This is a genomic window from Streptomyces sp. NPDC005485, from assembly GCF_040606085.1.
Taxonomy (GTDB): Bacteria; Actinomycetota; Actinomycetes; order Streptomycetales; family Streptomycetaceae; genus Streptomyces.
The window spans coordinates 1-13,196 of the sequence record NZ_JBEXDZ010000022.1 but is presented as its reverse complement, the minus strand read 5'-3'; the positions used below and the strand labels follow the sequence as shown (position 1 = coordinate 13,196).

Annotated in this window: 12 protein-coding genes; 8 read left to right on the top strand and 4 right to left on the bottom strand. The window is 73.0% G+C overall.

The features are described from left to right. Positions 1–290 precede the first annotated feature (290 nt). Complete coding sequence (locus ABZS97_RS10470; RefSeq protein WP_356135839.1) at positions 291–1,214, bottom strand: DUF3027 domain-containing protein; 924 nt, start codon at positions 1,212–1,214, stop codon at positions 291–293. A gap of 365 nt (positions 1,215–1,579) precedes the next feature. Here ABZS97_RS10470 and ABZS97_RS10465 point away from each other — a divergent pair, with 365 nt between their 5' ends. The 4 genes from ABZS97_RS10465 (at position 1,580) to ABZS97_RS10450 (ending at position 5,170) form a co-directional block, all read left to right on the top strand. Beyond that, positions 1,580–3,004, top strand: a complete 1,425-nt coding sequence (locus tag ABZS97_RS10465; RefSeq protein WP_356135837.1) for an MFS transporter — start codon at positions 1,580–1,582, stop codon at positions 3,002–3,004. 61 nt (positions 3,005–3,065) lie between these two features. Next, positions 3,066–3,578: a hypothetical protein gene (locus ABZS97_RS10460; protein ID WP_356135833.1), complete on the top strand. Its 513-nt coding sequence runs from the start codon at positions 3,066–3,068 to the stop codon at positions 3,576–3,578. Positions 3,579–3,615: 37 nt separating this feature from the next. Further along, entirely contained in the window at positions 3,616–4,326 is a 711-nt protein-coding gene (locus ABZS97_RS10455) for a futalosine hydrolase (RefSeq protein ID WP_356135953.1), read from the top strand. Next, complete coding sequence (locus tag ABZS97_RS10450; protein ID WP_356135831.1) at positions 4,310–5,170, top strand: 1,4-dihydroxy-6-naphthoate synthase; 861 nt, start codon at positions 4,310–4,312, stop codon at positions 5,168–5,170. The genes ABZS97_RS10455 and ABZS97_RS10450 overlap by 17 nt, the downstream gene beginning before the upstream one ends. Positions 5,171–5,179: 9 nt before the next feature. Here the strand turns inward: ABZS97_RS10450 and ABZS97_RS10445 are convergent, their stop codons facing one another. Further along, positions 5,180–5,563: a cold-shock protein gene (locus ABZS97_RS10445; RefSeq protein ID WP_356135829.1), complete on the bottom strand. Its 384-nt coding sequence runs from the start codon at positions 5,561–5,563 to the stop codon at positions 5,180–5,182. A 183-nt stretch (positions 5,564–5,746) separates the two neighbouring features. Between ABZS97_RS10445 and ABZS97_RS10440 the strand changes: the two genes are divergently transcribed. Next, positions 5,747–6,001, top strand: a complete 255-nt coding sequence (locus ABZS97_RS10440) for a hypothetical protein (RefSeq protein ID WP_356135827.1) — start codon at positions 5,747–5,749, stop codon at positions 5,999–6,001. 10 nt (positions 6,002–6,011) lie between these two features. On the opposite strand, the gene ABZS97_RS10435 is transcribed toward ABZS97_RS10440, so the two are convergent. Then, positions 6,012–6,626: a haloacid dehalogenase-like hydrolase gene (locus ABZS97_RS10435; RefSeq protein ID WP_356135825.1), complete on the bottom strand. Its 615-nt coding sequence runs from the start codon at positions 6,624–6,626 to the stop codon at positions 6,012–6,014. A 67-nt stretch (positions 6,627–6,693) separates the two neighbouring features. Next, positions 6,694–7,695, bottom strand: a complete 1,002-nt coding sequence (locus ABZS97_RS10430; protein ID WP_356135823.1) for a hypothetical protein — start codon at positions 7,693–7,695, stop codon at positions 6,694–6,696. 234 nt (positions 7,696–7,929) lie between these two features. On the opposite strand from ABZS97_RS10430, the gene ABZS97_RS10425 reads away from it, so the two are divergent. The 3 genes from ABZS97_RS10425 (at position 7,930) to ABZS97_RS10415 (ending at position 13,100) form a co-directional block, all read left to right on the top strand. Continuing rightward, positions 7,930–10,524: a helicase C-terminal domain-containing protein gene (locus tag ABZS97_RS10425; protein ID WP_356135821.1), complete on the top strand. Its 2,595-nt coding sequence runs from the start codon at positions 7,930–7,932 to the stop codon at positions 10,522–10,524. 139 nt (positions 10,525–10,663) lie between these two features. Then, a complete protein-coding gene (locus ABZS97_RS10420) occupies positions 10,664–11,395 on the top strand; it encodes a hypothetical protein (RefSeq protein WP_356135819.1) in 732 nt (243 codons plus the stop codon). 61 nt (positions 11,396–11,456) lie between these two features. Continuing rightward, positions 11,457–13,100, top strand: a complete 1,644-nt coding sequence (locus ABZS97_RS10415; protein ID WP_356135817.1) for a DNA repair helicase XPB — start codon at positions 11,457–11,459, stop codon at positions 13,098–13,100. Positions 13,101–13,196: the final 96 nt, after the last annotated feature.

Genomic DNA, 13,196 nt, shown 5'->3' with positions numbered 1-13,196 from the left:
TCTCCCTCTCGCGTGGCGCGACCGCGACTTCGCTGCCGCCGGGGCGCCGCCGCATGAAGGTACCGTGCGCCACCAGCGACCCTCGGGTCGCCTTCCCCGTGCGGGGTGCGATATTGCGGACAGTCCCGCCGGGGTGGGCGGGCAAACCCCGGGGACTCCTTGTTTCCTTGTCACCCGGGGTTGGTGCCGGCCGGGGGTGGGTCACGCAGCCCGGCGTTCACGGGGTGCCGCTGCGCCCACCCGTGCCGCCCCTGGCGGCACGATTGCCCGCAGTGACGAGGCTCCGCCGGCTACGAGTGCCCGAGTTCCGCGGAGGAGTCGTCCGTCAGCGTGACCGAGCCGGAGTCCGGGGAGGGCCGGAGGGGGAAGGGGTCCACTCGGGTTTCGTCGATCACCGGAGGGGCCGGCCGCGGAGGCGTCGGCATGACCGCTGCCTCCGAGTGCCCGCCACAGCCGTAGGAGAGGGAGACCACCCGGCCGTCCGCCGGTGAGAACTCGTTCGCGCAGACACCGAACGCCTGCCCGAGCGAGCCCCTGATCGGATTGAGGAACCCACAACTGACGCACGTCGCGGGCGCCGCCTGGGCCATCGCGGACTTGGGGCCGTACGACTCCTCCCACCGGTCGGCCGCCACATGCAGCCCGTACCGGGACAGCACACGGGCACGGCGCAGGCCCAGTTCCTCGGCGACGGCCGCGATCGAACCGCGGCGCGGCGCGATGGGCAGGCTCGCGGGCGTCCCCGCGGTGACCTCCGCGTCCTCCGCCTCCACCAGCTCGGCCATGTCCTCGGAGACCGCGGAGTTCGGCGCGGGCTCGTCCTCTCCGGAGTACCCGGGCTCCAGCCGCAGATCCTCCGCGTCGGTCGGCAGCAGGTCGCCGGGTCCCATGTCCCCGGGCCGCAGCCGCTCGCTCCACGGCACCCATTCGGGGGCGAGCAGGGCGTCGGAGCCGGGCAGCAGCACCGTCTCGTCGAGGGTGACGATCTTCGCGCGGGAGGCGCGGGCGACCGTCACGGCCCAGCGCCAGCCCCGGTAGCCGAGTTCCTTGCACTCGAAGTAGTGCGTGACAACTCGGTCCCCTTCGGAGACCAGCCCCACGTGCTCGCCGACCACGCCGGGTGCGGCAGCCTCCTCGGCTGCGGTGCGCGCCAGGTCGACTGCCTCTGCACACAGGCGGTCAGGGGTGCGGCTTCGCGTTGTCGCTGCGCTCACAGGTATCGCTTCTCTCCTACGCCGTCTCACGGGTGCGCCATTCCTCGGCGGGGGTGCGGACGGAGCGGACCGGTGGGCCGCGTCGACGTCCGCGCCCCGATCGCACTCGGGCGCACCTACGCCATCCATTCTGCGGGATGGCCGAGAGGCGCGCGGCCGAGAACAACCGCCGCGGGCGCGTTACGCACGCTACCTTCTCCTGGCCCCTGGGCCCACACCGGCGTGCGCTGCCGTTGCCTTTCCGATGCCTGGAGGCGGACGTTTCGGCGCTTCGCGCCGTGTTTTCCCTCGCTCGGCGACGCCACTCGGCCCCTAGACACGCGGTAAGTGCACTACCTACGCCGTTATCGGGGCACTATGGCGGAGTGGCAGGCGCGAGGTCGCCCCAGGGAGCCACCGGAATCGGTGGAGCCAAGGGGAACAGCCGGAACAGCGGAGCGGGCCGGATGAGCGGGTCGGTCCGTGCGGTCGGCCGTGCCCTGCACTTCCCGGTGACCGGCACGGCGCGCGGCATCCGCAAGGCGACACATGCGCACGGAGCGGGTGAGTCGGGGCTCGGGAAACTGATCGAGCTGCACGCGGTGAACGGCGCGGGGGACGTGATGATCACCGTCGCCCTCGCGTCGACGGTGTTCTTCTCCGTGCCGACCGACGAGGCCCGCGGCCGCGTCGCGCTCTACCTCGGCATCACGATGGCGCCCTTCACACTGCTGGCCCCCGTCATCGGCCCGCTCCTCGACCGCCTCCCGCACGGCCGCCGGGCCGCGATGGCCGCCGCGATGCTGGCGCGGGCGCTGCTGGCGCTGATCCTCTCCAGCGCGGTGGTGACGGGAAGCATCCAGCTCTACCCGGCCGCGCTCGGGGTGCTGGTCGCCTCGAAGGCGTACGGCGTCGTGCGCAGTGCGGTCGTACCGCGGCTGCTGCCACCCAAATTCTCTCTGGTGAAGGCGAACTCCAGAGTGACGCTCGGCGGGCTGCTGGCCACCGGGATCGCGGCGCCGATCGGAGCGGGGCTGCAGTCGCTCGGCCCGCGCTATCCGCTCTACGGCGCCTTCGCGATCTTCGTCGCGGGGATGTTCCTGTCGTTCTCGCTGCCGCCGAAGGTCGACTCCGCCAAGGGTGAGGACCGGGCGCTGCTCGCCGCGGACGAGGAGCATCTGCACGGGCCGCACCGGAAATCGCAGAAGCGCCCCGGGCTGCGGACGGTCGGTACGGCGGTCACGCACACGCTCGCCGCCAACGCGGCCCTGCGCTGCCTGTCCGGGTTCCTGATCTTCTTCCTTGCCTTCCTGCTGCGCGAGCACCCGCTCTCGGGCGCGAGCGCGGCGGTCTCCCTCGGGATAGTGGGCGTCTCGGCGGGCGTGGGCAACGCGCTGGGCACGGCGGTGGGGGCGGCGCTGAAGTCGCGCGCTCCGGAGATCATCGTCGTGACGGTGATGGCGTTCGTGCTGGGCGCGGCGATCACGGCGGCGATCTTCTTCGGGGCTTTCCTGGTGGCCTGTCTGACGGCGGTCGCCGGGTTCTCGCAGGCCCTCGCCAAGCTGTCGCTGGACGCCCTGATCCAGCGGGACGTGCCCGAACTGGTGCGTACGTCGGCCTTCGCGCGCTCCGAGACGCTGCTCCAGGTGGCGTGGGTGCTGGGCGGCGGGATCGGTATCGCGCTTCCCCTCAACGGCCCGCTGGGCCTCTCGGTGGCCGCCGCGATCGTCGCCGTGGGGTGGCTCACCACGGTCCGCGGGCTGCTCGCCGCGGCCCGCCACGGGGGGACGGGACACGCCCGGGTGGCGTGACCTCACGGCACGCCGTACCCCACGTGGGGGTGGCACCGCGGGCGCCCGATAGCCTGCGCGCATGACCTCACAGCCCGCGCCGCAGGCGCTATCGAACCGGGTCTCTGCGCGCCGCCGTCGCGCCTTGGCTGCCGCCGGTGCCGTCAGCGCCGGACTCCTCGTCCTGTCGGCCTGCGACAAGCCGACCCCGCGCGCCACGGTGACGGTCGGCAAGAACTCGGTGAGCGCCGAGGCGAAGTGCTACGACGACGGCGACGACCTCGGCCGTGCCAAGGCCACCGCGTGCGCCCGCAAGAAGGCGTCCGAGACGATCAAGGTCTCGCAGGGCGAGACGCTGCGCATCGGTGTCGACCCGAAGATCGCGGACGACGGCTGGGCCCTGTGGATCAACGGGCAGCAGGCCACCAACCCGTACAAGAAGACGTACTACGCCTTCGAGGGCGTCGACCTCTTCGCCGACCAGCAGGGCCAGGCCGCCCCGAAGACGCTGTACATCAGCATCGTCCAGCAGAACAAGGCCGGCACGAAGTTCAACGGCGTGTGGAACTTCAAGCTCGAGAACGCGGACGCCTGATCCGCCCCCGGTCCCTGCCGTGCCTGTGCCCGTACCCGTGCGCATCCTCGTAGCCACCGCCGTCCCGCCCGAACGGGACGCGGTGGCTCGGGCGTTCGCCGGTCCGGTCGTCGAGGTGCCGCTGCCCGGGACCACGCTGCACCGGACGGGCGGCTGGGACCTGCTGGCCGCCGGAGTGGGGCCCGCGCTCGCCGCCGCGTCCACCGCCGGCGCCCTCACGGCGGCCGCCCTGTCGGGCACGCCGTACGGCCTCGTGGTGTGCGCGGGGATCGCCGGCGGCTTCGCGCCCGAAGCGCCCGTGGGCTCCCTCGTGGTCGCCGACGACATCACCGTGGCCGATCTCGGCGCCGACACCGCGGACGGGTTCGTGCCCGTGACCGCGCTCGGGTTCGGGACCGTCAGCCACCGTCCGCCGAATGCACTCGTACGGGAGGTCGCCGCCGCCACCGGAGCGCGTGCCGGCGCCGTACTGACCGTCTCCACCGTGACCGGCACCGCCGAGCGCGCCGCCGCACTGCGGGCCCGCCATCCGCTCGCCGTCGCGGAGGCGATGGAGGGGTTCGGGGTGGCCGAGGCGGCCGCCGCGCACGGGGTGCCCGTGCTGGAACTGCGCGCGGTGTCCAACCCCGTCGGTCCGCGTGACCGCGCCGCCTGGCGCATCGGCGAGGCCTTCGCGGCACTCACCGAGGCATTCGGGAAGCTCGCGCCCGTACTGGAGAGTTGGAACCCATATGAGCCCCCTCACTGACACCGAGCCCGTGCGGATCGCGTATTCGCCGTGCCCCAACGACACGTTCGTCTTCGACGCGTGGGCGCACGGCCGGGTGCCCGGCGCGCCCGCGCTGGACGTCGAGTTCGCGGACATCGACATCACCAACGGCATGGCGGAGCGCGGTGAGTTCGACGTGCTGAAGGTGTCGTACGCCGTGCTGCCGTACGTCCTCGACACCTACGCGCTGCTGCCCTGCGGCGGCGCGCTGGGGCGGGGCTGCGGCCCCCTGGTGCTGACGCGGGAGGCGGGCGCGGACCTCGCCGGCCGTACGGTCGCCGTGCCGAGCGAGAGGTCGACCGCCTACATGCTCTTCCGGCTCTGGGCCGCGGACACCGTGCCCGGCGGGGTCGGGGAGATCGTGGTCATGCCGTTCCACGAGATCATGCCGGCCGTGCGGGACGGGAAGGTCGACGCCGGACTCGTCATCCACGAGGCCCGGTTCACGTACCAGAACTACGGGCTGCACAAGCTCGCCGACCTGGGCGAGCACTGGGAGCGGACGACCGGGCTGCCCATTCCGCTCGGCGCGATCATCGCCAAGCGGTCCCTGGGACGGGAGCGGCTGACGGCGCTGGCCGAGGCCGCCCGCACGTCGGTGCGCATGGCGTGGGACGACCCGGAGGCCTCGCGCCCCTACGTCCTCGAACACGCCCAGGAAATGGACCCGAGCGTCGCCGACCAGCACATCGGCCTGTACGTCAACGAGTTCACCGCCGACCTGGGCGTGGACGGCTACGCCGCCATCCGGGGACTGCTCACGCGTGCGGCGGCCGAGGGGCTGGTGCCGCCCCTCGGCCCGAATGCGCTCGATTTCCCGTAGTTTTCCCGGCTAGACGTCCAACTGGTCGGCGACCGCGCGCAGCAGGCCCGCGATCTTCTTGCCGGAGGCCTTCTCGGGGTAGCGGCCCCGCTCCAGCATTGGCGTGATGTTTTCGAGAAGCGTCGTCAAGTCCTGGACGATGGACGCCAGTTCGTCCGGCTTGCGGCGCTGCGCGGCCGCCACCGAGGGGGTCGGGTCCAGCAGGACCACCGAGAGTGCCTGGTCACCGCGTTGGCCGGCGACCACGCCGAACTCCACCCGCTGACCGGGCTTGAGAACTTCGACTCCGGCGGGCAGGACCGAGGAATGGACGAAGACGTCGCCGCCGTCGTCGCGGGAGAGAAAGCCGAAGCCCTTCTCGCTGTTGAACCATTTGACCTTGCCGGTAGGCACGTCTGTCCTCGTCCTCGTACTCGTCGGAAACTGCTCTGAAACTGCGGGAGGAACTGTCCGGAAACGGCTCCGGACAGCACTGCAGCGGGTCGTCGGACCCGCCGGTACCAAGGCTAATGGTCCGGGGGCCGGTGACAAGGCGTCGCCGGATTGTTCCTTCGGGCAGGGAACTACCCTGGTCGGGTGCGTGACAAAACCCAAGCGAATTCCGTCGAACCCGGTGACCGGCTGATCCGTGCCGGTGCCGTCGTCTTCTTCCTCGGCGCCGTGGCCACACTGGTCACCGTGGCCCCGCTGCTGCTCGACGCGACGCCCTTTCCGACATACATGTTCGGACTGAGCATGCTGATGGGCGTCGGCTTCCTGCTCGCGGGGGCGGGGGTGCTCCGGTCGATCGCCGCGGGCCGCCGCCGCGCCCGTACGACGGCCCGTTCCTAGGGACCCGCACCTAGCGGGTGTAATCCTCCAGCCACGCCGGGAACTGGGTCAGGTCCGTGAGGACGACGTCCGCGCCCGCCGCGCGCAGTTCCGCCGCGTCGCAGGGGCCGGTGGCCACGGCGACGGAGTACGCCTCGGCGGTGCGGGCTCCGCGTACGTCGCCGGTGTGGTCGCCGACGTAGACGCTCGCCCCGTGCGCGCGCAGCGCCTCCGCCTTGCGCTCGGCCCACAGGTTGCCGACGACCGCGTCGGCGTCGATGCGCAGGTGTTCCAGGTGCAGTTTGGCGTTCGGCTCGTACTTGGCGGTGACGACGACGGCGCGGCCGCCCGCCGCCTGCACCGCCGCGACGGCCTCGCGGGCGCCGGGCAGCGCGAGCGTGCCGGTGATGGCGTGTGTGGGGTACATCGCACGGTAGAGGGTGGCGATGTCGGCGATCCGCTCGGCCGGGAACCAGTTCACGAGCTCCTCCTCCAGCGGCGGCCCGAGCCGGGTCACCGCCAGGTCGCAGTCGATGTACGTCCCGGTCTGCGCGGAAAGCGCCTGGTAACAGGCGTGTATGCCGGGGCGGGAGTCGATCAGGGTCATGTCGAGGTCGAAGCCGACGGTCAGCGCGCGCGATGTCATGGGTTCATTGTGCCCAGCACCTATCCCGGCCCTTGTTCCTGCATCCGGACCCTCGTGGGGTGATCGCTCAGCGCTGCCGCTGGGAGCGCCAGATCAGGTACAGGGCGGAGGCGGTCGCCGCGCCGCGCAGGACCCACGGCCAGGTCTCGGAGATCGCGTCGCTCATGTGCCCCTCGGCGATGGGGTCGCCCCAGCGGCCGTCCTGCCTCCCCCACAGCCAGACGATCCCGGCCGTCGCGGCCAGCCCGGGCAGACCGAGCACCGCCCACTTCGACTCGGCGACGCTCAGCCGGCGCGAGGCGTAGGCGATGACCCAGCCGAAGCCGAGCGCGATCGGGTTGCCGAGGACGGCACCCGCGACCAGGAGCGCGGCGGCGAGCAGGAGGAGCGGGTTGCTCCAGCCGGCGCCGGGGCGCAGCCGGAGGCGGAAACGGCGGGTTCGGAGCCCGGGTTCGGCGTCGGCTTCGACGCCCGGTGCGACGCCGCGTTCGACGCGGCTGTCCCGGTCGTCCTCGTCGGCGGGCGGCTCGGCCTTCTCCGGTGGGGGCGGCGGTTTGAGTATCTCGGGGATCTCGACGCCTCCGACGAAGCCGGGGACGCTGTCGCCGACACCGAAGGGGCTGTCGTCCAGCCGCCACCAGTCCGGTTGCGCGGCGCTGTCGCCGAGTTCGTGGGTCCCCGCGAGGTGCGGCGGGGAGGGGATGTCACGGGAGGACTCCACGGGGTCCGCCTCCGCGGGGCGCGGCCTCGGGACGACGCGGCGCAAGCCCTTGGGCCGGCTGCCCGGTTCGTCGGCGCGCTGGGTGGGCACGGTGGCCCGGGGTTCCGACGCGGGCCCGGCGGTGCCGCCCGCGGCGGTGACGATCTCGTCCGGCGAGCCGAGGCGGGCGAGGATACGGCGGACCGCGGCGGGGCTGTCGACGGGTGTCTTCGACCGGCGCCGGTCGATCTCGTTGCGCAGCTCCGACACCAGCCGCATCCGTGTCGCGGACGGCAGCTGCCGCTGCTGAGCGAGGTCTCCGACCCGGCTCAGATAGTCGAAGACGAGCTGATCGCTCTCAATCCCCACGAAGTCCCCTCCGGGGCCGCCACGTTGATTCCCCCCGTTCCCTGACGGTACCGCGTGAGGCTCCCCTCGCGGCGGGGGCACGGGGCTGCGCGACCCGCCCCCGTCCGGCCCCGTTTGCGGGGACCTTCGTCACGAACGGCACCCGGCGCCGACGGCTGCGGCCACCTGTCCCGCCCGGCGGAACGATTGCCCACAGCGGCCGGCAGCGGCCCCCCACCCGCTACCGTGGAGCGGATGAGTACCGACGAGCAGGCCCCGACGGATCCCGCGGGCGCGGGGAACGCGCCGCGTTCCCTGGCGGAAGCCCTCCGCGCGCGGGACGACGCCTCGCTGTCGGCTCTTCTGCGCAGCCGCCCGGACCTCATCACCCCCGTCCCCACGGACCTCACGCAGCTCGCGACCCGCGCGGGTACCCGCGCGTCGGTCGTCCGGGCCCTGGAGCGGCTGGACCGGTTCGCCCTGCAGACGGCGGAGGCGCTCGCCGTGGCCGCGGACCCGGCGACGTACGGCGAACTGCTCGGCCTGATGGCGGGCGACGACGCCGACCCGGCGGTGGGGGCGGCGTTCCCCCGCGCTCTCGGCACGCTCCGCGAGCAGGCCCTCGTCTGGGGCGCGGACGACCGTCTGCGCCTTGTCCGCACGGCCCGGGAGCTGCTGGCGCCGTCGCCGCAGCACCCGTCCCCGACGGGCCTCGGGCCGACGGTGGCGGAGGCGACGGCGGGCATGTCGCCGGGCCGTATCCAGGAGATCGTGGCCGCGGCCGGGCTGACGACGACGCACGACGCGGTGTCGGCGGTGGCGTCGCTGACCGGCCTGTTCAGGGACCGTCGGCGGATGGCGAAGCTGCTGGACGGCGCGCCCCCGGAGGCGGTGGACGTGCTGGCGCGGCTGGTCTGGGGGCCGCCGTACGGCCAGGTGACGGCGGACCCGGCGCGCCATCTGCGCTGGCTGATCGACCGCGGGCTGCTGCTGCCGACCGCGCCCGGCACGGTCGTACTGCCCCGCGAGGTCGCCCTGCACCTGCGGGCGGGCCGCGCGCACCGGGAGACGGAGCCGGTGGCGCCGTCCGTCGAGCCCGCGGCGACGTACCGTCCACAGGTTGTGGACGCGTCGGCGGCCGGCCAGGCGTACACGGCGCTCGCGACGGTCGAGGAGCTGCTGAAGGACTGGCACGAGGGCGGTCCGGCCGTGCTGCGCGCGGGCGGGCTCAGCGTGCGTGATCTGAAGCGGACCGCGGTGGCACTGGACGTGTCGGAGCCGGTCGCCGCGTTCTGGGTCGAACTCGCCTACGCGGCAGGCCTGTTGGCATCGGACGGCGACGCCGACGAGCGGTACGCGGCGACCCCCGCGTACGACGAGTGGCTGGAGCTGCCCCCCGCCGAGCGCTGGACGCGGCTCGCCGCGGCCTGGCTGGCGGCGACCCGCACGGCGGGCCTGATCGGCGGGCGGGACACGAAGGACCGTACGTTGTCGGCGCTCGGCCCGGGTCTGGACCGCTCGGCGGCTCCCGAGGTCCGCCACCGTGTCCTCGCGCTCCTGGCGAGCCTCCCGGAGGGCGCCGCCGCCACCCCGAACTCCGTTCTGGCCCGGCTGCGCTGGGAACACCCCCTGCGCGGCCCCGGCCAGTCCCCCGCCACGACCGCCGACGCCGGTGACGACCTGCGCGCCCGCCTCGCCCGCTGGACCCTGTCCGAGGCCGAGTCGCTGGGCGTGACCGGCCGGGGCGCGCTGTCCTCGCACGGCCGGGCACTGCTGGGAGCACCCGGCCCCGACCCCCGACCGGCGGCCCCCGCCGCCGGTCCCGGCGACAAACTCCCCGTCCCCAGGCACCACCACCCCGCCCCGCTCCCCGGCGAGGTGCCCCGCACCCCCGCCGAGCAGGCCCTGGCCGCCGCGCGGGCGGCCCGGCTGCTCGCCCCGCTTCTCCCCGACCCCCTCGACCACGTCCTCCTCCAGGCGGACCTCACCGCGGTCGCGCCGGGCCCTCTGGAGCGGCCCCTCGCCGAGGTCCTCGGCGTGCTCGCGGACGTCGAGTCGAAGGGGGGCGCGACGGTGTACCGGTTCACGCCGGGGTCGGTACGGCGGGCGCTGGACGCCGGGCGCTCGGCGTCCGACCTGCACGCCTTCCTGAACGCACACTCGCGCACGCCCGTCCCGCAGCCGCTCGCCTATCTGATCGACGACGTGGCCCGCAAGCACGGCCATCTGCGGATCGGGGCGGCCTCGGCGTACGTCCGCTGCGACGACGACTCCCTGCTGAACGAGATCCTCGCCGACAAGCGCTCCCAGGGGCTGCGCCTGCGCCGCCTCGCGCCCACCGTCCTCGCCGCCCAGGCCGACCCGGGTGCGCTGCTCGACGGTCTGCGCGCGATGGGGTTCGCGCCCGCCGCCGAGTCCGCGCAGGGTGACGTACTGATCACCCGGGCGCACGCCCACCGCACGCCGCCGCGCACCGCCCCCGAGCCCGTCCCGGACGGCCCGCCGACGCCCGACGGCACGCTCCTGAGCGCCGCGCTCCGCGCCATCCGCGCCGGTGACCTGGCCTCCACGGCCCCGCGCAAGCCGTCCGCCGACGCGACCCCCGCCGGCAACGGCAACCTCCCCCGCACAAGCTCCGCCGAGACCCTCGCCACCATGCAGGCCGCCGTCCTCACCGGCGAGGCCGTCTGGATCGGCTACGTCAACGCCGAGGGCGCCGCCAGCCAGCGCGTGATCGCCCCCATCCGCGTCGAGGGCGGCTTCGTGACGGCGTACGACCACACGGCGGACGAGGTCCGCACGTATCCGCTGCACCGGGTGACGGGCGTGGCGGAGCTCGCCGACGACTAGGGCCTGAGCCTGTTTCCGGGCTGGACCGGAAAAGAGACAAAGCGGCTGTATCGATCACGGCTTCCTGTGCTATCCCGGTTTGAGCGCATACGCACGGATGCGTTTGCGTCATCGGGGGACGGCAGGGGGCGGAGCCGTGATGAGCGATCCGGGACCGGGCAGTGGCGGGGGCGGAGGCAGCGGCGGGGGCGGAGGCGGAGGCGGGCATCGGAGGGCGGTGTGGATTCCGATCTGGGCGGCGCTGATCACCGCCGTCGGCGCCGTGCTGGCGGCGACGCTGCCTCCGATGCTCAGGCACGACCCGGCCGCATCCCACACGCCGACCGTGCCGGGCGTCACGACCTCCCGGCCGAGGACCACGGCGCCGGACCCCGGACCCAAGAGCAAGCCTCCGGAACACCCCACGTCGACCGCTCCGCAACCCGCCGACGACGACTCACCGGACGACTCCGGCCTGAGCACCGCCGAACAGGATCTGGCCGCCCGGGTCACCGGCGGCGACCTCTCCGGCTGCTACCACGCCGCACCCGGCGCCTACGCCTCGGTGGCCGTCAACTGCGCCTCGGCCGGGGGCCCGGAGAGGGACCCGCTCATCCTCTCCTTCGACGACGCCGACGGCCTGCGTGAGTGGGTGGTCGGGACGAGGTCGCAGTTCACGGTCTCCGAGACGGGCACCTGCGAGACGTACAAGAACTACTCGGACCTCTGGAACCACGACGGCGTCGAGACCGGCAACGTGTCCTGCTACTGGACGGACAGCGTCTACCGCATCGCCTGGTCCTTCGACGACCAGCTCGTCGCGGTCGTCGCCGAGGACCCGGACGCCTCGGCCCTGGTCACCTGGTGGAAGACGACCCCCGTGGAGCTCTGACCCCGCCCCGCCCCCGGATACGGCACACTGGAGGTTTGGCCCGTGCGGAAGGGATACGTACGTGAACGGACCGCTCATCGTCCAGTCGGACAAGACCCTGCTCCTGGAAGTCGACCACGAGCAGGCCGACGCGTGCCGTCGGGTGATCGCGCCGTTCGCCGAGCTGGAGCGGGCGCCGGAGCACATCCACACCTACCGGGTGACGCCGCTCGGGCTGTGGAACGCGCGCGCCGCGGGCCACGACGCGGAGCAGGTCGTGGACGCGCTCGTGCAGTACAGCCGCTACCCCGTACCGCACGCCCTCCTCGTGGACATCGCCGAGACGATGGACCGCTACGGCCGGCTGACCCTCAGCAAGCACCCGACGCACGGCCTCGTGCTGACGACCACCGACCGGCCCGTGCTGGAGGAGATCCTGCGCTCCAAGCGGGTCGCGCCGCTCGTCGGGGCCCGTATCGACGCCGACACCGTCGCCGTGCACCCCTCCGAGCGCGGGCAGATCAAGCAGACGCTGCTCAAGCTGGGCTGGCCCGCCGAGGACCTCGCGGGGTACGTCGACGGCGAGGCGCACCCGATCGAGCTGGCCGAGGACGGCTGGGCGCTGCGTCCCTACCAGAAGCAGGCCGTGGAGAACTTCTGGCACGGCGGGTCCGGGGTCGTGGTGCTGCCCTGCGGCGCGGGGAAGACCCTCGTCGGCGCCGGGTCCATGGCGCAGGCCAAGGCGACCACCCTCATCCTGGTCACCAACACCGTCTCCGCCCGTCAGTGGAAGCACGAGCTGGTGAAGCGGACGTCGCTGACCGAGGAGGAGATCGGCGAGTACAGCGGGACGAAGAAGGAGATCCGCCCGGTCACCATCGCCACGTACCAGGTGCTGACGACCCGGCGGAAGGGCGTCTACCCGCACCTGGAGCTGTTCGACTCCCGGGACTGGGGGCTCATCGTCTACGACGAGGTGCACCTGCTGCCCGCGCCGGTCTTCAAGTTCACCGCCGATCTGCAGGCCCGGCGGCGGCTGGGGCTGACGGCGACGCTGGTGCGCGAGGACGGGCGCGAGTCGGACGTCTTCTCGCTCATCGGACCCAAGCGGTTCGACGCGCCGTGGAAGGAGATCGAGGCGCAGGGCTATATCGCGCCCGCCGACTGTGTCGAGGTCCGGGTGAATCTCACCGAGTCCGAGCGGCTCGCGTACGCCACCGCCGAGACCGAGGAGAAGTACCGCTTCTGCGCCACCACCGCGACCAAGCGGAAGGTGACCGAGGCGCTGGTGAAGAAGTTCGCGGGGCAGCAGACCCTTGTCATCGGGCAGTACATCGACCAGCTCGACGAGCTGGGCGAGCACCTGAACGCACCCGTGATCAAGGGCGAGACGCCCAACGCCCAGCGCGAGAAGCTCTTCGACGCGTTCCGGGAGGGCGAGATCAGCGTGCTGGTCGTGTCCAAGGTCGCGAACTTCTCCATCGACCTGCCGGAGGCGACCGTCGCCATCCAGGTGTCGGGCACGTTCGGGTCGCGGCAGGAGGAGGCTCAGCGGCTGGGACGGGTGCTGCGGCCCAAGGCCGACGGCCACCAGGCGCACTTCTACTCCGTCGTCGCGCGCGACACCATCGACCAGGACTTCGCCGCCCATCGCCAGCGCTTCCTGGCCGAACAGGGCTACGCCTACCGGATCATGGACGCGGACGAGCTGCTGGCGGGCAGCTGAGCTTACGGGGGCGGCGTGGGCGGCCCAGGGGGTGTTTTGAAAGTCCCGCACAGGTCTTTCAAAAAACCCCTCTCCCCGCCGGACGCCCGCTAACAC

What these genes read in the sequence shown, in the direction of transcription:
- ABZS97_RS10460 (WP_356135833.1), top strand. Translation starts at nt 3,066, where the DNA reads ATGACCTCACAGCCCGCGCCGCAGGCGCTATCGAACCGGGTCTCTGCG.
- ABZS97_RS10450 (WP_356135831.1), top strand. Translation starts at nt 4,310, where the DNA reads ATGAGCCCCCTCACTGACACCGAGCCCGTGCGGATCGCGTATTCGCCG.
- ABZS97_RS10435 (WP_356135825.1), bottom strand. Translation starts at nt 6,626, where the DNA reads ATGACATCGCGCGCGCTGACCGTCGGCTTCGACCTCGACATGACCCTG.
- ABZS97_RS10425 (WP_356135821.1), top strand. Translation starts at nt 7,930, where the DNA reads ATGAGTACCGACGAGCAGGCCCCGACGGATCCCGCGGGCGCGGGGAAC.
- ABZS97_RS10420 (WP_356135819.1), top strand. Translation starts at nt 10,664, where the DNA reads ATGAGCGATCCGGGACCGGGCAGTGGCGGGGGCGGAGGCAGCGGCGGG.